We start from the raw sequence: 20,818 nt of genomic DNA on the forward strand, positions 1-20,818 counted from the left end.
TACGCGTCTCGAAAACATTTTGCATCGCAGCAAATTTTACAAATGATTGCGAACGCATCAGCCGACCGACCGGTTGGCAATTAGGGTATCCGCCTAGGCTTTGGGTAAGCCCGCGCGGCAACGCGCCGCAGCGTGACCTGTCGTCAGCATGACAAGTCAATCGATCTCGCGCGTCGAAATCGTCAATAGCGCATTGCGGAAAGTGAAGAGAGTGATGCGCATGAAGGTGTCGTGCCGAAGCACGGCACCTTCACGTTTGATGTGCTGAAACGCGTGATGAGACAGCGAGAAGATAGATAAGACGCGAACGGAAGCGAGACCGTCGCCGTCACCGTTCCTTACGCTTTGGGACGACGCAGATCGAACATCGGCCCGATCTCGGCGTAGTCGCCGAGATAGCCGGCGCGCATCACCGGGTGGGCTTTCACGGTATCGAACAAGCCGTCTTCACGCAGGAATTCGCGGCGGATATGCACACCGACCACCTGCCCCAGCGCAAGCCAGTTGTTCATCGGCTTGCCGTCGAGATCGTGCATGCGCACCACTTGCAGCAGCTTGCATTCGAGGGATGCGGGCGACTCGGCCACGTGCGGGACATCGACATTCACGCCGGGGGCCTTGGTCAGCCCCGCCAGCTCGAACTCGTCCACGTCATGCGGCACGGGCGCGGACGTCTGGTTCATCTGCCCCACCAGCGACTTGCTCGTCAGATTCCAGACGAACTCGCGCGTGGCTTCGATGTTGGCGATGGAATCCTTGTATCCCTCGCTGCAAAAGCCGATGATCGGCGGAAACGTGGCGAACGCACCGAAGAAGCTGTATGGCGCAAGGTTCACCTGACCCTGCGCGTCGCGGCTGGAAATCCAGCCGATCACGCGCGGCGCGACAATCGCCTTGAACGGGTCGTGAGACAGGCCGTGGCCTTTGGCCGGGTCGTAGAAATGAACGTCGTCAGTGTGGGACATGAAAAGCGAGGGCCGAAAGTTATACGGTGTGCACGATGTGCACAGGGGTGCATGCGGTAATGCCGATGCTATCGCACTCCGGCGGCAAGCGTCGCCGCAGGACGGCAACCGCTTGCATTTTCACTGCCCACGCAGTGTCGCGGGGCCGATCGCCTCGGGGCGAGGTCGAGGCAGACGTCGCGGTCTCAGCCGCGTCCGAGTCGCGCGATCAGGTCGCGATGCGCCGGCCACTGCGCGGCAAGCGCTGCCGGATCGGCCATCTCGAAGTCTTCGAAGGCAAAACCCGGCGCTACCGTACAGCCAACCAGCGAGTACTGCGTGGACGGTGCGGGCTGTGCGGCAAACCAGTGACCGGCGCGCACCACGTGCTGAAGATGCTCGCCATGCGCGACATCGTGGCCAAGCGGCGTCGTCGTGAGCTTGCCGACGGCGTCGATCTCGTGAATCCAGAGCGTGCCGCCCAGATGAAAGTGCCACACCTCGTCGCTGCGAATGCGGTGAAACGCCGAGAAGTCCCCCGCTTCGAGCAGATAAAGAATCGCGGTAGAGATGCTGCGTGGACCGGAGAATCCGTTCGGCAATGCCTGAGCGGAAATCGTGTCGCCCGCGCGATACGTCTCCCGATAATGCCCGCCTTCCGGATGCGGCAACAATTCCAGCGACGTCACGAGATCGGCAGCGGACGGCATAACGGACTCCTTGAAAACCTTTGGGGAAGACAACCAAAAACGATCGATAACGATCGATTTCGCCCCACACGATACCGCAACGCCATAGCTGGCTGTGATCGACGTCGATCAAAGTTTCATCTGCCAAAACAATAATTTCGACTGACAAAACACAAGTCAGACCTCTCCCTCCGGCCCCCCTGGCCGCAGACCCGCACACGCAAAGGCTTGCGGCAGGAGCACCCCAGGAACCGGCGAGAATTATCGATTTGTGCGACGATTGCCGTGTTGCGTCGCGCAAAGCGGCGCGTTTTTCATTGCACGCGCCCCCTTGGCGCCGTCAGATCATGCCTGCCACACTCAAGATTGACTTTGTTTCCGATGTCGCCTGCCCCTGGTGCGCCATTGGCCTCGCCTCATTGAAGACAGCGCTCGGCCGACTCGGCGACGAAGTCGACGTCGACCTGCACTTCAGCCCCTTCGAGCTGAACCCCGACATGCCGGTGGACGGCGTGCCGCTCGCCGACTACATGTCACGCAAGTACGGCCTCTCGCCGGAACAGCTCGCGCAGAATCAAGCGAACATCAGTGCACGCGCCGCCGCCGAGGGCTTCCCGATGCGCATGGATCTGCGCACGCACGCGTACAACACGTTCGATGCGCATCGTCTGCTTCACTGGGCGCAGACGGTCGGCAACGACAAGCAGCTCGCGCTCAAGGAAGCACTGCTGCGCGCCTACTTCGTCGAAGGCAAGCGCACGAGCGATCCGGAAGTGCTGGTCGACGCCGTGCGTCAGGCGGGCCTCGACGCCGAGCGCGCTCGCGAGATCCTGTCGACTGACGAGTACGCCGATCAGGTGCGTGCGCTGGAGCGTCACTATCAGAATCTGGGCATCAGCTCGGTGCCCGCGATCATCTTCAACAACCGTCATCTCGTAAGCGGAGGGCAACCGCCCGAAGTCTTCGAGCAAGCCATCCGTCAGATTCTGGCCGAGGGCTGATCCGTCATGTCGTCGTTGCCCCCGACCGCCGACAATTCGACGGTAAGCGCCGCTGCTGCGCAATCTCACGAGCCGCCCGCCACCGGACGCGGTCTTGCCATGACGGCGATCCTGCTCGCCGTCTCTCTCGCCAGCCTCGATACCGCCATCGCCAACACGGCCCTGCCGCAGATGGCGCTCGATCTGAACACGACGCCGTCAGCATCCGTCTGGATCGTGAACGCGTACCAGTTGGCGATGGTGGCCACGCTCCTGCCGTTCGCATCGCTGGGCGAGCGTGTCGGACACAAGCGCGTGTTCATGGCCGGCGTTGCGGTCTTTCTCGTGGCGTCGCTGCTGTGCGCGCTGTCGCCGTCACTCGGCTTTCTTGCCGGGGCACGCGTGCTGCAAGGCGTGGGCGCTGCGGCTGTGATGAGCGTGAACATCGCGCTGATTCGCTTCCTTTACCCGGCAGCACAGTTGGGACGCGGCGTTGGGCTCAACGCCTTGATCGTCGGCATCTCGTTTGCCATCGGACCGACAGTGGCGTCGCTAGTGCTGGCGTTTGCCAGTTGGCCGTGGCTGTTCCTCATCAACGTGCCGACGGCGCTGCTGGCGCTGGCATTCTCGCGCCGCAATCTGCCGGACACACCGCGCAGCGAGCACAAGCCCGACATGATCGCCGCGTTGCTCAATGTGCTGACGTTCTCGCTGCTGATCTTCGCACTCAGCCAGAGCGCACAGCAGGCCGACTGGCATCTGACGCTGGCGTGCTTCGTCGGCGCGTTGTTCTTCGGCTGGGCATTGATTCGACGTGAGCGGGGTCACCGTGCGCCGATGCTGCCGGTCGACCTGTTGCGTCTGCCTGCGTTTGCGCTGTCGACGCTTACGGCGATCTGCGCATTTGCGACGCAAGGGTTGGGGCTGGTGTCGTTGCCGTTCTACTTCGAGAACGTGCTGCATCGCAGCCCCATCGAAACCGGTTTCCTGATGACACCGTGGCCGTTCTTCGTAGCGGCCATCGCGCCGCTGGCCGGACGCCTGTCCGACCGCTACCCGCCCGGTGCGCTGGGCGCGATCGGGCTGGCGATGTTAAGTGCCGGGATGGCTTTGCTGGCGATCATGCCGGAGCACGCGCAGTTGTGGGATATCGGCTGGCGCATGGCGCTGTGCGGGCTGGGCTTCGGCTTCTTCCAGTCGCCGAACCTGAAGGCGTTCATGCACAGCGCACCGCCGGAGCGTAGCGGCGGCGCGAGCGGCATGGTCGGCACGTCGCGCCTGCTCGGTCAGGCGACGGGCGCGGCACTCGTCGCCCTCGCGCTGGGCCTGTTCGGCACGTACGGTTCGACCTGGGCGCTGGCCTGGGGCGCGGCGTTCTCCGCGGCGGGATGTATCGCGAGCGGGATGCGGTTAGTGGGCAAGCGCGCGCATTAGTCAGACAACGAAGCACATTCGGAAAGCGTTCATCGACAAAGCCCCGCCTCACGCGGGGCTTTGTGCTTCTGTGGCTACCTGTCAGGGTTAACAGGTGTACGGCAACTGCCATTCGCCTAAATTGGAGTTGAAGTTCTGCAGGAATATCCCCCTGACCCGGAAAATATCAAACGCCGGTTCCGACTCGCACTTCATGTAAAGAGGCACGTCATGGCAACCATTACGGACTTCACCGGTACCAAACTCATGCGTGTGGGCTTTGGCACTTTTACGATTACGGGCACGGGGCTATCGAAGGCTTTGAAAGTCTATTTCGTCGATGCCGCGTCGAAGACGATTCCCGCGAAATCCTTCACCATCGTCAGCGACATGAAAATCACCGGGGAGTGTCCTGAATTTTCGGTTTATGGGGTAGCGCGGGTCTACGTGAGCGTCGAGGAGGAAGCCACAGTAGACACAAAATCGAACTCGCATGGCGGCTCGTCTACACCACAAATCGATTACGCCAACGAATTTTATTCCTTCGACACTAGCGTGAAACTAGAAGACGTCATGGTCATTCCCTGGGCAAGCCGGTAACAACAATTGCCATCTTACGAGCGAGGTACATCATGGCGAACATTACGGAAATCTCGATCCCCCCGTCGCACTACACCACCGGCGGCGATTTCGAGATCATGGGGACCGGCTTCTCGGGGGCGAAACAGGTCTATTTCATTGACGCCGCATCGAAAAAGTTTCCCGCCAAGAGTTTCACCGTGGTCAGCGATACCCGGATCAAAGGGAAAGTTCCGGCGCTTTCATCGCCCGGCCCGGCACGCGTTTACGTGACAGCGGGGACCGACGCCGTTGCCGTCAAAGCGGCCAAGTCCTACGTAGCGCCGACTCCGGCGCACATGAGCAGTATCGCCAACGTGGCAACAATGATCGGCGGAGCAAAGCCAGGCATCCCTTCGTACACCACGACATACGCAAACGAGTTCTACGTCACACCGGACCCTCTTGTGTGACCTCTCCCTACAACGGCTAACGTCGTCACATAGATAAGCCCATATCGACACTAGCCCACTACGAAAGAGGCATATCATGGCGAGCATTACTGGCATCTCCGTCGGTATGGTTCAGCGCACGGGTGGTGACCCGTTCACGATCACCGGGACGGGATTCTCGAAAACGGTGCAGGTCTAATTTCTCGATGCAGCGTCAAAGAAGATTCCGGCGGCGAGCTTCACCGTCGTCAGCGATACGAAAATCACAGGGGTGTGCCGCAAATTGACGAAGCGCGGAATGTCTCGCATAAACGTCAAGGTCGGCGATGACGAGGCCAAACCGATCAGGAAAGCGAACTACGATAACGGCCAATTCCTTCCTTTCTCGATTGGGAGTTACGAACAGTACTCATCCTTGATCGTCGATCCGGAGTATGCAAACGAGTTTCTTGTCAGAACGCCATGAAGTTTCAAAATCATGCGTTGAGGATGCTTCATGTACCGAAGGTCCTCGGGCGGCGAGGGTAACGAGGGTCAACGGGAAAGAGGGAATGCCGCGAAAAAGGGCCTCGCGCCGAGCTCGTGGGGCGGTAGTGAGCCGGTAGAACTCTCGATTTCCAAGTTTCGCTTAAGCCTTACCCCATAAGGAATCTATGGGGTTTTATCGCGGTGTTAAACGAAACTTTTTCAAGCACGTTAAGTGAAATGATTCGAAGTTGCTACGCCATTCGTTATTGAGAAGTGCTCACTCCACCGTCACCGACTTCGCCAGATTCCGCGGCTTGTCCACATCGGTGCCTCTTGCCACGGCGGCGTGATACGCCAGCAGTTGCATCGGGATGGTGTGGAGAATCGGTGAGAGCAAACCGTAGTGTTCGGTCAACCGGATCACGTCGATGTCCGGCCCCGGCGACAGCCCGCAGTCGCTGTCCGCGAAGACGTACAACTTCCCGTTGCGCGCACTCACTTCGTGCATGTTCGACTTGAGCTTCTCCAGCAACCGATCGTTGGGCGCCACCGCCACCACCGGCATCTCGTCGCTCACCAGCGCCAGCGGCCCGTGCTTGAGTTCCCCCGCCGGATACGCCTCGGCGTGGATGTACGAGATTTCCTTCATCTTCAGCGCCCCCTCCATCGCCACCGGGTAATGCAGGCCGCGCCCGAGGAACAGAATGTCCTGACGCCGCGTCAGTTGCTCCGCCCAGCCGATGATCTGCGGTTCCAGCGCCAGCACCTTGGCGATCGCGTCCGGCAGATGGCGCAAGGCCTTCAGGTGCTGCTGCTCGTCCTCATCCGTCAGACGCTTGCGGCTTTGCGCCAGCGTCAACGCCAGAATGAACAGGGACACCAGTTGGGTCGTGAACGCCTTCGTCGACGCCACGCCGATCTCCACACCCGCCCGCGTGAAGAACGTCAGCGCGCATTCACGTGCCAGCGCACTCGTCGCCACGTTGCAGATCGCCAGCGTATGCAGCATCCCACGCTGCTTGGCGACATGCACCGCGCCGAGCACGTCCGCCGTCTCCCCGCTCTGCGATACCGCCACGACAAGCGTCTTCGCGTTGGGCACGCTGTCGCGATAGCGATACTCGCTCGCGATCTCCACACTCACCGGCAGTTGCGCCAGACTCTCGATCCAGTACTTGGCGGTGAGCGCCGCGTGATAACTCCCGCCGCACGCCAGCAGCAACACCGAGTCGACCGTATTGAACACGCGCCAAGCGTTATCGCCGAACAATTCCGGCATGATCGACGTGACGTCCGACAACGTGTCGGCCACCGCGCGCGGCTGCTCGAAAATCTCCTTCTGCATGTAGTAGCGATACGGCCCGAGGTCCGCCGCGCCACTGTGAGCCGCCACGCGATTGACCGGACGCTCGACGCGCTGCCCCTGCGCGTCCACCACCCAGTAGCGATGCAGTTGAACGTCTGCCACATCGCCATTCTCGAGATACACGATCCGGTCGGTGACGTTGGCAAGCGCAATCGCATCCGACGCGATGAAGTTCTCCCCGTCGCCCACGCCCAGGATCAACGGCATGCCGTCGCGCGCGCCGACGAGCCGGTGCGGTTCGTCCCGGCAGATCACGGCAATCGCATAACTTCCCTGCAATTGCGCAGCCGCCGCCTTTACCGCATCGAACAGATCGCCGTCGTACAGATGGTCGATCAGATGCGCGATGACCTCGCTATCCGTCTGGCTGGCGAAGGTGTAGCCGTGCGCCTGGAGCGTTGCGCGCAGTGCCTCATGGTTCTCGATGATGCCGTTGTGCGACAGCGCGATGCGCGGCGTTTCGGCATTCGGCGAGAAATGAGGATGTGCGTTGTCGGTGACCGGTTTGCCATGCGTTGCCCAGCGCGTGTGAGCAATACCGGTGTAACCGCTCAGTCCGACACGCCCGATTTCTTCCTGAAGGTTCGCCACGCGCTCCACGCTTCGCGCCCGGACCAGCTCACGGTCGCGATACAGCGCCACACCACACGAGTCGTACCCGCGATACTCCAACCGCTTCAGACCGTCGACCAGATTGGGGACGATGTCCCGCTGCGCCACCGCGCCGATGATTCCACACATCACGCTTCTCCGAAATGTTGCGTTGCCCGTCAGTGAAGCGATGGTAGAGTTGACGTCAAGAAATTAATCGTCAATATTCATCTTTATGTGAAATATAAATTCATGTATCACGTGACATGAAATTTAATTTCAAACGCAAAACACATCTCGGACTCTCGCATGGCGAATCTCACCCTCGACGATCTGGACTTGCGCATCCTCGGCATCCTGCAAGCCGATGCCTCAATCTCGAATCTGGAACTGTCGCGACGGGTTCACGCGTCTGCGCCGACCTGCCTGCGACGTGTACGGGCTTTGCGCGAGGCCGGCGTGATCGCACGTCAGATCGCCATCGTCGATGCCACGAAACTCGGCCCGACGCTGAGCGCCGTCGTCGAAGTGAGCCTCGACCGCCAGACCGCCGAGGACTACGACGCCTTCGAGTCCTACATCTGCGCGGAGCCTGCGGTCACACAGTGCTACCGCGTCTCGCCGGGGCCGGACTTCGTCATCATCGCGGAAGTCCGCGACATGGCCGCCTACGACGAACTCGCACGACGCCTGTTCAAGAGCTCGGCCAATATCCGGAACGTGCGTACCTTCTTTTCGACGCGCTGCGCGAAGTTCGAGGCGAACGCTCCCGTTCATCCGAATGTTTCTCGTTGATTGAAAATGTTCATTTGAACATTCAGCACCGTCATTTGAATGTCATTCTCGGCTGTCAAAGTGGCGCCCATTCCAGAACGAATGTGCACATTGCGACCGTCAGATGGACCTCTCCGAACGCCAGACCCGTATCGTCGCCCTCTTCCGCCAACATGGCGAAATGAGTGTCGACGCCCTTGCCGAGCATTTCGGCGTGGCGACGCAGACGATTCGCCGTGACGTCAACACGCTTTGCGATGCCAACGTGCTGCGTCGCTATCACGGCGGCGCACGTCTGCTCACCCCGGGCACCAACCAACCCTACGAAGTGCGCCGCGTGCGCAACCTCGAAGGCAAGCTTCGCATCGGCCACGCTGCGGCCGAACGTATTCCGGACAGTGCGACCGTCCTGCTCGGCATCGGCACCACGCCCGAGCAGGTGGCCGTCGCGCTCGTGCATCGCAAGCGTCTGTGCGTCATCACCAACAATCTGCGCGCCGCACTCGTGCTGGCCGGCAACCCTGAGCATCGGGTGATCGTGCCGGGTGGCGAACTCCGCTCGCCCAACCCCGAAATTCTCGGCGACGAAGCCGACCGCCTGTTCCGCGCCTATCGGGCGGACGTGGGCGTGTACAGCGTCGGCGGCATCGACGACGACGGCACGCTGCTCGATTACGACCGTCATGAAGCCGCCTCGCGCGAAGCCCTTCGCGATGCCAGCCGCTATCGCATTCTGGTCGCCGATGCGTACAAGTTCACACGCAAACCCAGCGTGCGCGGCGGGCAAATCGCCGAACAGGATCTCGTCATTACCGATGACGTCCTGCCCGATTCGCTGCGTCGGCACCTGGCGAGTCCGTCGGACGGATCGCCCGAAATTCTTGTCGTCTGACCACACGTTCATTGTTCACGCGCATCTTCCAAACGCATCGTTCACGCCCTGCCCTGAGACCGACCACCATGCCATCCGCTCCGCTTCGTCAGTCGCGCTTTGCATCGATTCAAAAACCGCTTAGCACGTCCGTGATGTCCATTCCCCTGCCGGTCGCCCGCCTCGCCGCAATGGGCATTGCAGCCGCCGCCTGCATCTTCGGCGCACTGATGCCCGTCACCGTCAATGCCGCGCCGCTGATCGTGGCGCATCGCGGCGGCACCGGCGACACGCCGGAGAACACCGTACAAGCCTTTGCCAACGCGTTGCAGAACGGCGCGCAGGCGCTGTGGATGACAGTGCAGGTCACGCGTGATGGCGTGCCGGTCATGTACCGTCCGGCCGACCTCTCCGCGCTGACGAACGGTCGCGGCAAGCTCGCCGACCTCGACTACGCCGACGTGAAAACGCTCAACGCCGGCTATGCGTTCTCGCGCAAGGACGCCAGCGGCCAGACCGTCTTCCCCTACCGCGATCATCCACTGCCGATCCCGACGCTGCGCGAAGCGCTGGCCGCCGTGCCAGCGAATATCCCGGTGCTGCTCGACATGAAGCAGACGCCGGCCGCCCCGCTGGTCGAAGCCGTCATCAAGGTGCTCGACGAGACGAACGCGTGGTCGCGTGTGCGTCTCTACTCGACGGAGGCCGATGCGACCGATCGCATGCGTGCGCGCCGCCCGCAGGCGCAGTTGTTCGAGTCGCGCGACGCCACGCGTAACCGCCTCGTGGCGGCCGCCCTCGCCGGCCAGTGCGCTACGCCACCGGCGCCGGGCACATGGGCCGGGATCGAGTTTCATCGTCAGGTAGAAGTGGTGGAGCGCTTCACGCTCGGCGAAGGCATCTCGAAGGTCGTTGCCAACTGGTGGACACCGGCCGCCGTGCAGTGCTTCAAGTCGCGCGGCGACGTGCGCCTCGTCGCCTTCGGTGTCGAGACGCCGCAAGACTTCGAAGCGGCCTCGCAACTGGGCTTCGATGCGGTGATGACGGACTCGCCCGCCCGCTTGCGCGCCGCACTCGGCTCCCAAGGGAAAGACGCCGCGAAGTAACGAACGCCCGTCGTCTATCGGTTCATCACCCGCTTAGCTCGATCAGGCCGCACGCCGATACCGGAGCGCGTGGCCTGATCGCCCGCTGACGCGGTCACGATCGTCCGAGGGATGTCGACATTCATATTTTTAGGACTCCTATTTTTTAAATGCGCGTCAACCCGGGATAGACACCGGGGCACGCATCGACGGCGCTTCGCGGCGGCTAAACCACTACGCCGCTGAGCCGCAAAGCCACTTTCAGGCCCTTTGGCCTTTTCGACTCGCCCAACATCACTCAGGAAAGTCACCATGAAGTCATTCGCCCACGCGCCACTCGCGCCCCTCGCCCGTGCGACCGCGCTGCTCATCGGCTGCGGCGCCGCCGCACTCGCGCATGCCCAGTCCAACGTCACCCTTTACGGGATCGTCGACGGCGGCATCGGCTATGCCAGCAACGTCGCTACCGTCACGCGCGCCGGCGCCGCCGGCCGTCCGGCACTGGTCAACGGCGCGTCGAACTACGCGTTTCAAAGCGGCACGTGGCAAGGCAGCCGTTGGGGCCTGCAAGGCACGGAAGACCTCGGCGGTGGCCTGAAGGCGCTGTTCCGTCTGGAAAATGGCTTCAACATCGGTAACGGCACCGCCAGCCAGGGCGGCGCAGAGTTCGGTCGTCACGCCTATGTCGGCTTGCAGGACAAGGCTTACGGCACCGTCACCCTCGGCCGCCAGTACGACCCGCTCATCGATCTCGTCGGCGCCGTGGGCGGCACGGCACTCCTATCAGGCGTCGCCGCACATCCGGGCGACGTGGACAACCTCGACCACAGTTCGCGCGTGAACAACAGCGTAAAGTACCGCTCGCCGACGTGGGGTGGCTTCACCTTCGGCGCGATGTACGGCTTCGGCGGCCAGCCGGGCACGATGGGACGCCAGAACACCTGGGGTCTGGCCGGACAATATGCCAACGGTCCGCTGACGTGGGGTCTGGGCTATTCGCACGCCAACAACGACAAGGCCAGCGCGACGGACACGTCGGTCGGCACCTGGGTCGGCTCGTCGGAATCGGCTTTCGCGTCGTCGATCAACGCGGGATATGCCAGCGCCCGCGCTCGCGACATCATCGCGACCTCGATGACGTACCAGATCGGTGACACCACGCTCGGCGCGAACTACAGCCATACGGAATACTCGGCAGGCCCGTATTCGCGCTTTACCCGAACGGCCAAGTTCGACACGATCGGTGTGCTGGGCATGTACCGCGTCACGAATGCGTTGCGCGTAGGCGGCGGCTACAGCTTCACGAAGGTGAATGCGCCGGCCGCGAACGTCTCGGGCGCCAAGTACCACCAGTTCAACCTCGCAGCGTTCTACAACCTGTCCAAGCGCACGGAGTTGTACGCGTTGGCCGGTTATCAGAAGGCCTCGGGCAGCACGCTCGACGCGTTCGGCAACGTGATCGACGCCACGGCTTCGGTCGGCGACGCCGCAAACGGCATGTCGTCCGCAACCAACTCGCAGACCGTCGTGCGTCTTGGCGTCAGTCACGTGTTCTAAGACGCAACAAGGCAAACCGCCCGGGACTTGCACTATGGTGCAAGTCCCGGGCGGTTTCTCTATCACTCGACAACCTGAGAGATAACGCGACGACGGCGCGCCCCACGGCTTACCGTCGGCTCCGATAATGTCGCAGCGATTTCACCGCGATGTGCCGGATGCCGTCGATACCCGATGATGCGGGTTAGGCCGCCTGCGCCGGCAGCGCCGGCACGATCTGCACGCGAGGACGCGGCAGCGTCGTGACCGCGTGCATCTGGGCGCGCAGCCAGTCGCGCGGACTGCTGCCCGTCTTGCGACGGAAGGCGCGTGCGAGCGCCGAGGCGCTGTCGTACCCGACCTCCTCGGCCACGCGCGCAATCGGTTGCCCGTCACGCAAGCGCTTCTGCGCGAGCCCGATACGCCAGTCCAGCAGATAGTCCGCCGGCGACTGACCGACGACTTCGCGGAACTGCGCGGCAAAGTTCGCGCGCGACATGTTGGCCGTGCTCGCCAGCGACTCGACCGTCCACGGCTCGCCCGGCTGATTGTGAATCACATTCAACGCCCGTGCGAGGCGAGGATCGCCCAGCCCGGCGAGCATGCCGAAACTCACGAGCCGATGCTCCAGCACGTGGCGCAGCAACTGGATCACCAGCAACTCGAACAACCGGTCCATCACCGCCAGCCGCCCGCAATGCTCGCCGAACGCTTCCGCGAACAGCCAGTTCAGCGTGAGTTCCAGCGTAGAGAGGGACTTCGTCGGCAGGACGAGAAACTCCGGCAGCGCCGCCACCAGCGGATTGTTGTGACCGCCGTCGAACGAGAGCGAGCCGCAGACCAGCTCCGTGCGATCCGCCTCGCCCGAGAGCAACTGGTGATGATTGCGTCGCGGGAAGAAGATCAGCGACGGTTCCACGATCTTCTGACGCACGCCGTCTTCCGTGACGAGGGCGACTTCGCCCGAACGCAGCAGATGAAGATGGCCGCCGTCGTGGGCGTCGACGCCGTAACTGGCAAGCCCACACATGCCGCCGCTATGAAACACACCGGCGCGAACGCCGAAATTCGAAATCAGGGTGGAGAGCCGATCCATGGCGCACTCGTCGAAATAACCCGGTGCGCCGATTATGGCGGATTTGTCCAACCCTTGCTCGGATCGGCCCACGCACTCAAGCACGACTCACGAGACGCCTCACGCGCGGTTATCGCCAACCGTCGCGGCCGTGCCGATTTCCGAGCGCACTTCCGCACGTGAGCGACCGGCAGACGTGCGTTGTTGCAGCAGCGACGGATACGTTTCGAGCGATTGGTCAAGTTGGCCCGAAGCACGCGCCTGACGCAGTTCTTCCACAACTTGTGCACGGGTGAGACCTTGTGAAACCGTGGGTTGGTTTGCATCGGCGGTCTGCGTGTCCGCAAACGCCGAAGCGGAAGCGAATGAAGCGGTAGCGATCAGGGCAGCGGCAAAGAGACGAGCGTTCATGGTGAAACTCCTTTCGGTCGGCATGGAATTGCCGGATGTCGGTTTTCCCTGTGCGTTCATCCGGAGCGCGGATGAACGCTTGCGGGCATGACTGAAGATTACGAAAGGACAGCGCGCTCTGCACGGCAGAACGTCTGCAAGATGCGACCATTCGTCCAGTTTCGACGGGCGCGATTATCCGGCGCTATGGCATCGATAGCGAACGTCGATCAGATGGCCGGAAAAGGTGGAATTTCGTCCGTCTCGCGAACGGGGCGGACGAAGAATCGTGTTGCGGATTACGACGCCGTTACGCGCTTTTTGACTTTGATATCCGCCACCGGAATGACGGCGGCGGCCCCATCCCCCAACAGACGGCGCAACTCCGCCGGTTGGTCGACGAGATCGGCCAGCGTATAGCGATCGAGCACGGCAAAGTAAGCGCGCAGCGCGTCACCGAGCACACTGCGAAGATGGCATGCCGACGTGATCACGCAAGCGTTGTCGCCCTGATGAAAGCACTCGACCATGGCGAAATCGGGCTCCATCGCCCTCACCACTTCGCCGAGGCCGATGCGCTGCGGCGCGCGCCCCAGCCGAATCCCGCCCGAGCGGCCACGCACGGTGTGCAGAAAGCCGAGTTGACCGAGCTTCTGCACGATCTTCACGAGGTGATTCTTGGGGATGTCGAACGCGTCCGCCACGGACTGCACGTGTACCAGCTCGTCGGGATGAACCGCGACGTAGATCAGGGTGCGCAGACTGTAATCGGTATGGTCGGTAAGTCGCATGCGACGGTGGACAGGGAACGGCGGCGGGAACGAATCGGGCGGCACGACATGTCTCGTCGGCCGCCCGGTGTGCTTTTGCGAGGCAGTTTAACATGGCTCCGACATGCATCTTATGTCCCGCGCACGCCACGCATCCCCCGGTCTCACGCAGCACCAACGGACGCGCAGCGCGATGAGCGTCAGGCCGTCGAGTGCCTTACCAGCGCACCGTCAGCCCGCCCATCCACGAATAATCGTACGTCTGCGGATTGAGGCCGCGCCGGTAGCCGACGTCGAGATCCATCCACGACGTTGGACTGTAGATCGCCCCCAGAATCATGAACGCCGGATTGGTCTTTTGCGCGAAATCGGGGTTCTGCGAAGTCCCCACGTCCAGAATCAGTTGCGTGGGCGGCATGACGCGATAGAGCACCGCCGCAGAAGCCTTCCAGAGCCCCTGACGCTGACCTTGACGGTTCGCCTGATAGGCAGCGCCGGCGTTGGCGAGAAACGTCCAGTCGTCGATCTGGTACTGGGCGAGCAATGTCGCACCGGCATTCACACGGCCGGTGCCGAGTCCGCGCTGGTCGTTGCCCGAGGGAAGCGTCAGATACGGCTTGAGACCAACGCTGAATGCGCCGTCGTCGTACATGCGCCACTTGGCGCCGGTCTCCACATCGCCGATGCCGCTGCCGGACGTCTCCGAGCGATTCTGAATGTTGGTGTACGGCACGTTGACGTACAGGTCGAGCGCTTCGCCCACGCCGCGCGTGAGCGTGCTGTTCCACAGCGTCTGACGGCCGATATCGGGTTGCTTCGACGTGACTTCGCCGTTCGTCTCGAATTGCCAGTTGCCGTCGCCCTGCGTGCCGGTGTCGTCAGACGTCAGCGGGTGCGCCGCGAAAGCGCTCAAAGGGCAAACCAGCGGGCCAAACAGCGCGAGGTAAATCAGTGGCTTCTTCATGAGTCATTCTCTTTGTGCGTGTGCCGCCCGGTGCGGCGGGATGCGCACCGGGACGTCAATGTGTGTGGGAGTGGCGGTGTGACGGGAGATCAGAACCAGCGACCGAAGCGGCGGATGTAGATCGTCTTCACCATCTGCGCGAGCATGATGTAACCGAGCATGGTCGCCACGAGCCAGTAGAAGTACGACCCCGGCAGGCTCACGAAACCCATGGCGTCGGCAAAGGGCGAATACGGCAGCCAGCAGGCGATGGCAATGGCGACGGAGGTCGAGAGCATGATCGGCAGCGCCGGCGTGCTTTGCAGGAACGGGATCTTCTGCGTGCGCAGCAAGTGCACCACGAGCGTTTGCGAGACGAGCCCTTCAATGAACCAGCCCGAGTTCATGATCACCTGTCCGGCATTGCCGCCGTGGGCGTGATAGAGCGCGCCCGCACCGAAGACCGTCCACATCAGCGCATACGTCGTGATATCGAACACCGAGGAGGTCGGTCCGATCCACAGCATGAAGCGACGGATGTTGCTGGCGTCCCACTTACGCGGTTTTTTGAGGAACTCCGGATCCATGCGGTCCCACGGCAGGAACATCTGCGAGATGTCGTACACGAGGTTCTGCACGAGCAGTTGCACGGCCAGCATCGGCTCCCACGGCAGGAACGCACTCGCCACCAGCACCGAGAACACGTTGCCGAAGTTCGAGCTGGCCGTCATGTTCAGATACTTTAGGATGTTGCCGAACGTCTCGCGGCCCTTGATCACACCGGCTTCGAGCACCATCAGGCTCTTTTCCAGCAGGATGATGTCGGCCGTTTCCTTGGCGATATCCGCGCCGGTGTCGACCGAGATGCCGACGTCCGCGTCGCGCAGCGCCGGTGCATCGTTGATGCCGTCACCGAGAAAGCCGACGGTGTGGCCGTTGGCCTGCAATGCCTTGACGACGCGCGCCTTGTGCAACGGGGCGAGCTTGGCGAAGACGGTCGTGCGGCCGACGACATCACGCAGCGTGGTGTCGTCCATCGACTCGATGTCCGAGCCGAGCAATGGCGTGCCCGGTTCGAGACCGACCTGACGGCACACCTTGATCGTCACGATCGGGTTGTCGCCCGTGAGCACCTTTACCGTCACGCCGTGTTCGCGCAGCGCGGCAATCGCCGGGGCCGCCGAGTCCTTGGGCGGATCGAGGAACGTCAGGAAGCCGCACACCGTGAGACTGTGCTCGTCGGACGTCTTGTACTGCGTCTTCGTTTCCCCGGCCGGAATGTCGCGCGTGGCCACGACCAGCACGCGGAAACCGTCTTCGTTGTAGGACTCCGCACGGGCGATCAGCATGGCGCGGGTGGTGTCGTCGAGCGCACGCACACCCTGCGGGGTCTTCACGTGCGTGGCGACGGACAGCATCTCCTCGACGGCCCCCTTGGTGATCATCAGATGCTCATGACGCTCGTTTTCGACCACGACCGACAGACGGCGACGCACGAAGTCAAACGGCAGTTCATCGATCTTGGCAAACGTGCGCGGTTGCACCGACTCGCCGATCTCGTTGGCGCGGCGAATAATCGCCACGTCGATCAGATTGCGCTGACCGCTCTGGTGATAGCTGTTGAGCCAGCCCAGACGCAACACGTCTTCCTGCTCGTCGCCCGCCACATCCAGATGCTGTTCGAGAATGATGCGGTCTTGCGTGAGCGTGCCCGTCTTGTCGGTGCAAAGCACGTCCATGGCACCGAAGTTCTGCACGGAGTTCAGACGCTTGACCACGACCTTGCGACGCGACATCGCCAGGGCACCGCGCGCGAGGTTGGCGCTCACGATCATCGGCAGCATTTCCGGCGTGAGGCCCACGGCCACGGCCAGCGCGAACGTCAGTGCGCTCAACCAGTCGCCTTTGGTCAGGCCGTTGATCATGAAGACGACCGGCACCATCACCAGCATGAAGCGAATGAGCAGCCAGCTCACACTGTTCACGCCCCGGTCGAAGCTCGTCTCCACGCGCTTGTGGCTCACGACGTTCTTCGCCAGCGCGCCGAAATACGTATCCGCGCCCGTAGCCACCACCACGCCGAGTGCCGTGCCGCTCACGACGTTCGTGCCCATGAAGCAGATGTTGGACAGATCGAGCAGGTTGGCATTGCCCGCACTGCCGTTAGCGCCGGCAATCGAAGCGGATTTCTGCGCGACGGAACCGAGCGTGTCGTACTTCTCCACGGGCAGCGCCTCGCCGGTCAGAACGGCCTGGCTGATGAACAGGTCGCGCGACTCGATCAGACGCAGATCGGCCGGGATCATGTCGCCTGCCTGAAGCGTCACGATGTCGCCCACGACCAACTCGCGCATGGCGACCTCGTGACGCTCAGACTTGCCCGACGCCGAGAGCCGGCGGCGAACGCTGGCCGTGGTGCGCACCATCGCCTTGAGCTTTTCGGCCGCGCGCAGCGAGCGGAACTCGGAGAAGAAGCGCAACAGACCACTGATCGTCACCATCGTCATCAGGATGATGATGCTCTTGTAGTCCTCGTCGCCCGGATCGGCAAAGTAGACGTCGGTGAAAAAGCTGATCGTGACGAGTGCGAGCAGCACGAACACGAATGGGTTGTTGAAGGCGCCGATCAACTGTCGGGTCCAGTGCGGCGGCTTGTCGTGCGCAATTTCGTTGGGGCCGTAGCGCGTCTGACGCTGACCGACGTCGGCGAGCGGCAGGCCGCTGGTGTCGGTGCCCAGCGTGTGAAGCACGTGATGCAGCGGTTCGGTCGCGAGACGTGCAACGACGTCGGGCCCCGAGAGCGGCAGGTCGGAGGATGTCGAGTGTTCGACGAAGCCGCGCTGCTTATGGCGGGAGCGGTGATTATTTGTCATGACGATTTCCTGGCGCGGCTTACGCTCACATGCACAAGGCATGGCGGCCGGCCGGTCTCGTCAGGCGCTACCGGATGTCATCTCTCCGGAAAACAGCGCGAACGCACCCAGCCGCGCCGCGCGGCGCGCGGTCGGTGATAGCGAAAAAACTGGGATGTGGCGTTATGTCGCCCGCCGGGACGTCATGCATCGCGTGCACGACCCCGACGGGCGACCTTCGAGGACTTCCGTCTTCCATTTTGGACTCCTTAAATTTTGATCATCGATGACACCGGATCGCGGGCAAGCGCGATGCGGCGAATCGTCGGTGGATCAGGAAAACCGCACTCAGGCAGCGACGGGCGAGGCCCCGACGCTCGCGCGGCGCGAAGCGTCGTCGGACCAGAACACGCGGCGCACGCTCCGTTCGCCGGACAGTCGCATGACGAGCGACGTGAGCGATGCGCGCGATGCCTGCGGGCAATCGAGCGTCACGGTGGCGGACGCCTCGTCGCGGTCGCTCCAGCGCGTGATACTCACGTGCGTGGCGCGCAGGCCGAGGGCGGTCAGGTCGATGAACATCTGCTTGCGCAAGGCGCCAAGGGCCTCGGCCAGGCAGACGATGGTCAGATGCGACACCGGCGTGGTGCGCGTCGGTTGGCTCTGGAAAGCCTGAAACGTTTGAAAAGCTCGCATGATTTCCTCGCATGGCTGCGAAGTGCCCATGGCGCATGTGGACACACGGCATGGACGGCCGGCGCGTGAAGCCGCATCGTCACGACACGCAAACGCCAAAGCGCAGACGCAAGACGACGACACCCATCACGGGCACGACAGTGGAAACTTTTGCGGGAATTGCGCCGGAGCGCCCTGGACGGGCACGCTCGGAAAGAGCGTTCGGTTGGCGCGAGACACCGCATCCTGCTTGAGGACGCGGCACAGGGAAAGCTGTGGATCCTCAGGCAATCAATCGATCAAAGATCGAGGACTACTGGCATCGGAATTCACGGACTAACCCCTTAAATTGAAGACAGGGCGGATGGTAACTGAGGCTAATTTGGAGCGTCAAGCAATAAATGCTGCATCGCAAACATCTTCGGAATTTGCCTGAAAACAACACCCGCTCCCGTCGCACATGCCCGTGCAGCGGCCCTGAGCGACATCTGCCCCAATTCGGCACACCTATCCTTTCCCCATCGCCAAAGCACTTGCGATTGACAGGGACATTTCCCATGAGTTATTAATAATGATTATCATTAACAAATTACTGCGAGTTGTCTCACCTGCTGCATGACCGTTAGCCAGTGTTCGCGCTGGTCCCCAGTGTCGTGAGTGGACCGAGCATCAGGCTGGATCATGCAAACCCCGGGCACCCTCCCCTCCACCGTCGAACTGCTGTATTGCCATCACCACTCCTGGTTGAAGGGCTGGTTGCATCGACGTCTGGGCAGTGCCGAGCAGGCAGCCGACATCGCGCACGACACGTTCGTGCGATTGCTCGGCAGCGAGCGCGTGCCGTCGACGTTCGACGAGCCGCGCGCCTATCTCACCACGGTCGCGCAGAATCTCGTCTCGAATCACTGGCGTCGCCAGAAACTTGAGCGCGCCTATCTCGAAGCACTCGCGCAAGTGCCGCGCGACGTCGAATGGTCGCCCGAGACGCGCGCCATGATGCTCGAAACCCTGCTGGAACTGGACCGTTTGCTCGATGGCCTGCCGACCATCGTGCGGCAGGCATTTCTGTATTCGCAGCTCGACGGTCAGACGCACGCGCAAATCGCACAGACGCTCGGCATTTCGGTGCCGACGGTCAAACGTTATCTCGCCAAGGCATTGCAGCGCTGTTACTTCGCCGACTTGTCCGACCTGCCGTTCGTCGGCTGACGAGGAGCACACCATGCCTGCCGTTCGTTCAAGCTGGTACGACGCCACCGCCGATGCCGCCCTTGTGCCGGCCGAAGTGGCCGAGCGCGCTGTCGAATGGCTCATCGAATTGCAGAGCGACGACGTGTCGCCGCACACCATCACCGCATGGCAGGCGTGGCGCGAAGCGCACCCCGATCATGAACGCGCATGGCAGCGCATCGAGTCCGTCAAAGGCAAGCTCGCGCCGCTCGCCGCGCCCGTCGAAGCCGGGGTCGCGCAGGCCGCATTGGCGCCGCCCGCGTCGAAGCAGCGCCGCCGCGCGGTGAAGTCACTGGTCGTCTTGCTGTTCGCCGGTAGCGGAACATGGGGCGTCTTGCATTCGTCGCCCTGGCAGCGCTGGTCCGCCGACATACATACCGCCGTGGGCGAGCGTCGCACGCTGAGACTCGACGACGGCACGCAACTCGTGCTCAACACCGACACCGCCGTCGACATCGTCTATCGGGACAACGAGCGCCGCGTCAGGTTGATCGCCGGGGAAGTGCTCATCACGACAGCCCCGGACACGCATACGCCCGCGCGCGCGTTTCTCATCGAGACCGCTCAGGGCACCGCGCGCGCCCTCGGCACGCGCTACACCGTGCGCCAGTTCGATGACGGCACGCATGTGAGTGTGTTCAAGGGTGCGGTGGAGATTCGGCCGCGCGACGTACCCGGCAAGTCGCTGATCCTGCCCGCCGGCAAACACGCGAGCTACACGGCCAGCAGCATTTCCGAGGCGAGCGACACACCGACCGACGACGCGACATGGGCGGACGGCTTCATCGTCGCGCGCAGCATGCGGCTCGCGGACTTCGTTGCCGAACTCGCGCGTTACAGCAACGCTTCGCTCACGTGCGACGCCAGCGTCGCCAACCTGCGCGTGTCGGGCACGTTCCCGCTCGACGACGTCGGCAAGGTGCTCGACACCCTCGGCACCACCCTCGCCGTGCGCACCGAAGCGGTCACCCGCTTCTGGGGCGCCCGCGAAATCCGGCTGGTCCCGGCATAACGCTGATAAGGCCGATAACGCTGCGACCAGATTCCGTTACCTGAAGTCGGACGATTTCAGGCGACTCCGCAAATTTTTTTAAAAAAGGTGATCCGTTTCTGTTTTTCGCGGGTCATGGAGGACGAGCACCACCGCTCTACTTCC

Annotated in this window: 19 protein-coding genes; 10 read left to right on the top strand and 9 right to left on the bottom strand. The window is 62.5% G+C overall.

What is annotated here, in order from left to right; all coding sequences use genetic code 11:
• Positions 1-338 precede the first annotated feature (338 nt).
• Positions 339-965 carry a flavin reductase family protein gene (locus C5N93_RS13220; RefSeq protein WP_069341813.1) on the bottom strand — a complete coding sequence of 209 codons (627 nt, stop codon included), beginning with the start codon at positions 963-965 and terminating at the stop codon, positions 339-341.
• A 185-nt stretch (positions 966-1,150) separates the two neighbouring features.
• Positions 1,151-1,654: a cupin domain-containing protein gene (locus C5N93_RS13225; protein ID WP_150721842.1), complete on the bottom strand. Its 504-nt coding sequence runs from the start codon at positions 1,652-1,654 to the stop codon at positions 1,151-1,153.
• Positions 1,655-1,980: 326 nt separating this feature from the next.
• Between C5N93_RS13225 and C5N93_RS13230 the strand changes: the two genes are divergently transcribed.
• The 4 genes from C5N93_RS13230 to C5N93_RS13245 all read left to right on the top strand — a co-directional run bounded on the left by C5N93_RS13230 (position 1,981) and on the right by C5N93_RS13245 (position 5,057).
• Entirely contained in the window at positions 1,981-2,634 is a 654-nt protein-coding gene (locus C5N93_RS13230; protein WP_242559606.1) for a DsbA family oxidoreductase, read from the top strand.
• Between the two features lie 6 nt (positions 2,635-2,640).
• Positions 2,641-4,047 carry an MFS transporter gene (locus C5N93_RS13235; RefSeq protein WP_277990297.1) on the top strand — a complete coding sequence of 469 codons (1,407 nt, stop codon included), beginning with the start codon at positions 2,641-2,643 and terminating at the stop codon, positions 4,045-4,047.
• A gap of 210 nt (positions 4,048-4,257) precedes the next feature.
• Entirely contained in the window at positions 4,258-4,626 is a 369-nt protein-coding gene (locus C5N93_RS13240; RefSeq protein WP_242559607.1) for a hypothetical protein, read from the top strand.
• 32 nt (positions 4,627-4,658) lie between these two features.
• Complete coding sequence (locus C5N93_RS13245; RefSeq protein WP_242559608.1) at positions 4,659-5,057, top strand: hypothetical protein; 399 nt, start codon at positions 4,659-4,661, stop codon at positions 5,055-5,057.
• A gap of 724 nt (positions 5,058-5,781) precedes the next feature.
• On the opposite strand, the gene glmS is transcribed toward C5N93_RS13245, so the two are convergent.
• On the bottom strand, positions 5,782-7,611 hold the full coding sequence (gene glmS, locus C5N93_RS13250) for a glutamine--fructose-6-phosphate transaminase (isomerizing) (protein ID WP_242559609.1): 1,830 nt from the start codon (positions 7,609-7,611) through the stop codon (positions 5,782-5,784).
• A gap of 159 nt (positions 7,612-7,770) precedes the next feature.
• Here glmS and C5N93_RS13255 point away from each other — a divergent pair, with 159 nt between their 5' ends.
• From C5N93_RS13255 to C5N93_RS13270, 4 genes are all read left to right on the top strand, one after another.
• Positions 7,771-8,256 (top strand): Lrp/AsnC family transcriptional regulator, encoded by a 486-nt coding sequence (locus C5N93_RS13255; RefSeq protein WP_242559610.1) that lies wholly within the window; start codon positions 7,771-7,773, stop codon positions 8,254-8,256.
• Between the two features lie 103 nt (positions 8,257-8,359).
• A complete protein-coding gene (locus tag C5N93_RS13260; RefSeq protein ID WP_242559611.1) occupies positions 8,360-9,127 on the top strand; it encodes a DeoR/GlpR family DNA-binding transcription regulator in 768 nt (255 codons plus the stop codon).
• A gap of 134 nt (positions 9,128-9,261) precedes the next feature.
• The gene (locus C5N93_RS13265; RefSeq protein WP_242559612.1) at positions 9,262-10,212 is read left to right on the top strand and encodes a glycerophosphodiester phosphodiesterase family protein; all 951 of its coding nucleotides are present in this window, start codon (positions 9,262-9,264) and stop codon (positions 10,210-10,212) included.
• Between the two features lie 291 nt (positions 10,213-10,503).
• Complete coding sequence (locus C5N93_RS13270) at positions 10,504-11,748, top strand: porin (protein WP_242559613.1); 1,245 nt, start codon at positions 10,504-10,506, stop codon at positions 11,746-11,748.
• Between the two features lie 184 nt (positions 11,749-11,932).
• Here the strand turns inward: C5N93_RS13270 and C5N93_RS13275 are convergent, their stop codons facing one another.
• From C5N93_RS13275 to C5N93_RS13300, 6 genes are all read right to left on the bottom strand, one after another.
• The gene (locus tag C5N93_RS13275) at positions 11,933-12,823 is read right to left on the bottom strand and encodes an AraC family transcriptional regulator (RefSeq protein WP_242559614.1); all 891 of its coding nucleotides are present in this window, start codon (positions 12,821-12,823) and stop codon (positions 11,933-11,935) included.
• 99 nt (positions 12,824-12,922) lie between these two features.
• Complete coding sequence (locus tag C5N93_RS13280; protein ID WP_242559615.1) at positions 12,923-13,213, bottom strand: DUF4148 domain-containing protein; 291 nt, start codon at positions 13,211-13,213, stop codon at positions 12,923-12,925.
• Positions 13,214-13,491: 278 nt separating this feature from the next.
• Positions 13,492-13,983 carry an Rrf2 family transcriptional regulator gene (locus C5N93_RS13285; protein ID WP_150721907.1) on the bottom strand — a complete coding sequence of 164 codons (492 nt, stop codon included), beginning with the start codon at positions 13,981-13,983 and terminating at the stop codon, positions 13,492-13,494.
• Positions 13,984-14,179: 196 nt separating this feature from the next.
• Positions 14,180-14,926, bottom strand: a complete 747-nt coding sequence (locus C5N93_RS13290) for a transporter (RefSeq protein ID WP_242559616.1) — start codon at positions 14,924-14,926, stop codon at positions 14,180-14,182.
• Between the two features lie 89 nt (positions 14,927-15,015).
• Entirely contained in the window at positions 15,016-17,778 is a 2,763-nt protein-coding gene (gene mgtA, locus C5N93_RS13295; protein ID WP_242559617.1) for a magnesium-translocating P-type ATPase, read from the bottom strand.
• A 327-nt stretch (positions 17,779-18,105) separates the two neighbouring features.
• Positions 18,106-18,453 (bottom strand): hypothetical protein, encoded by a 348-nt coding sequence (locus tag C5N93_RS13300; RefSeq protein WP_139133149.1) that lies wholly within the window; start codon positions 18,451-18,453, stop codon positions 18,106-18,108.
• A 660-nt stretch (positions 18,454-19,113) separates the two neighbouring features.
• Between C5N93_RS13300 and C5N93_RS13305 the strand changes: the two genes are divergently transcribed.
• Complete coding sequence (locus tag C5N93_RS13305) at positions 19,114-19,641, top strand: sigma-70 family RNA polymerase sigma factor (protein ID WP_069341830.1); 528 nt, start codon at positions 19,114-19,116, stop codon at positions 19,639-19,641.
• 13 nt (positions 19,642-19,654) lie between these two features.
• On the top strand, positions 19,655-20,674 hold the full coding sequence (locus C5N93_RS13310; RefSeq protein ID WP_242559618.1) for a FecR domain-containing protein: 1,020 nt from the start codon (positions 19,655-19,657) through the stop codon (positions 20,672-20,674).
• The last annotated feature ends 144 nt before the right edge of the window (positions 20,675-20,818 follow it).

It is taken from the genome of Pandoraea sp. LA3, assembly GCF_022696215.1.
Classification (GTDB): Bacteria; Pseudomonadota; Gammaproteobacteria; order Burkholderiales; family Burkholderiaceae; genus Pandoraea; species Pandoraea capi.

Coding starts and splice junctions, on each gene's coding strand:
- C5N93_RS13280 (WP_242559615.1), bottom strand. CDS start 13,213: ATGAACGCTCGTCTCTTTGCCGCTGCCCTGATCGCTACCGCTTCATTC.
- C5N93_RS13300 (WP_139133149.1), bottom strand. CDS start 18,453: ATGCGAGCTTTTCAAACGTTTCAGGCTTTCCAGAGCCAACCGACGCGC.
- C5N93_RS13220 (WP_069341813.1), bottom strand. CDS start 965: ATGTCCCACACTGACGACGTTCATTTCTACGACCCGGCCAAAGGCCAC.
- C5N93_RS13245 (WP_242559608.1), top strand. CDS start 4,659: ATGGCGAACATTACGGAAATCTCGATCCCCCCGTCGCACTACACCACC.
- C5N93_RS13235 (WP_277990297.1), top strand. CDS start 2,641: ATGTCGTCGTTGCCCCCGACCGCCGACAATTCGACGGTAAGCGCCGCT.
- C5N93_RS13255 (WP_242559610.1), top strand. CDS start 7,771: ATGGCGAATCTCACCCTCGACGATCTGGACTTGCGCATCCTCGGCATC.
- C5N93_RS13290 (WP_242559616.1), bottom strand. CDS start 14,926: ATGAAGAAGCCACTGATTTACCTCGCGCTGTTTGGCCCGCTGGTTTGC.
- C5N93_RS13225 (WP_150721842.1), bottom strand. CDS start 1,654: ATGCCGTCCGCTGCCGATCTCGTGACGTCGCTGGAATTGTTGCCGCAT.
- C5N93_RS13240 (WP_242559607.1), top strand. CDS start 4,258: ATGGCAACCATTACGGACTTCACCGGTACCAAACTCATGCGTGTGGGC.
- glmS (WP_242559609.1), bottom strand. CDS start 7,611: ATGTGTGGAATCATCGGCGCGGTGGCGCAGCGGGACATCGTCCCCAAT.
- C5N93_RS13305 (WP_069341830.1), top strand. CDS start 19,114: ATGCAAACCCCGGGCACCCTCCCCTCCACCGTCGAACTGCTGTATTGC.
- C5N93_RS13260 (WP_242559611.1), top strand. CDS start 8,360: ATGGACCTCTCCGAACGCCAGACCCGTATCGTCGCCCTCTTCCGCCAA.
- C5N93_RS13275 (WP_242559614.1), bottom strand. CDS start 12,823: ATGGATCGGCTCTCCACCCTGATTTCGAATTTCGGCGTTCGCGCCGGT.
- C5N93_RS13230 (WP_242559606.1), top strand. CDS start 1,981: ATGCCTGCCACACTCAAGATTGACTTTGTTTCCGATGTCGCCTGCCCC.
- C5N93_RS13265 (WP_242559612.1), top strand. CDS start 9,262: ATGTCCATTCCCCTGCCGGTCGCCCGCCTCGCCGCAATGGGCATTGCA.
- mgtA (WP_242559617.1), bottom strand. CDS start 17,778: ATGACAAATAATCACCGCTCCCGCCATAAGCAGCGCGGCTTCGTCGAA.
- C5N93_RS13310 (WP_242559618.1), top strand. CDS start 19,655: ATGCCTGCCGTTCGTTCAAGCTGGTACGACGCCACCGCCGATGCCGCC.
- C5N93_RS13270 (WP_242559613.1), top strand. CDS start 10,504: ATGAAGTCATTCGCCCACGCGCCACTCGCGCCCCTCGCCCGTGCGACC.
- C5N93_RS13285 (WP_150721907.1), bottom strand. CDS start 13,983: ATGCGACTTACCGACCATACCGATTACAGTCTGCGCACCCTGATCTAC.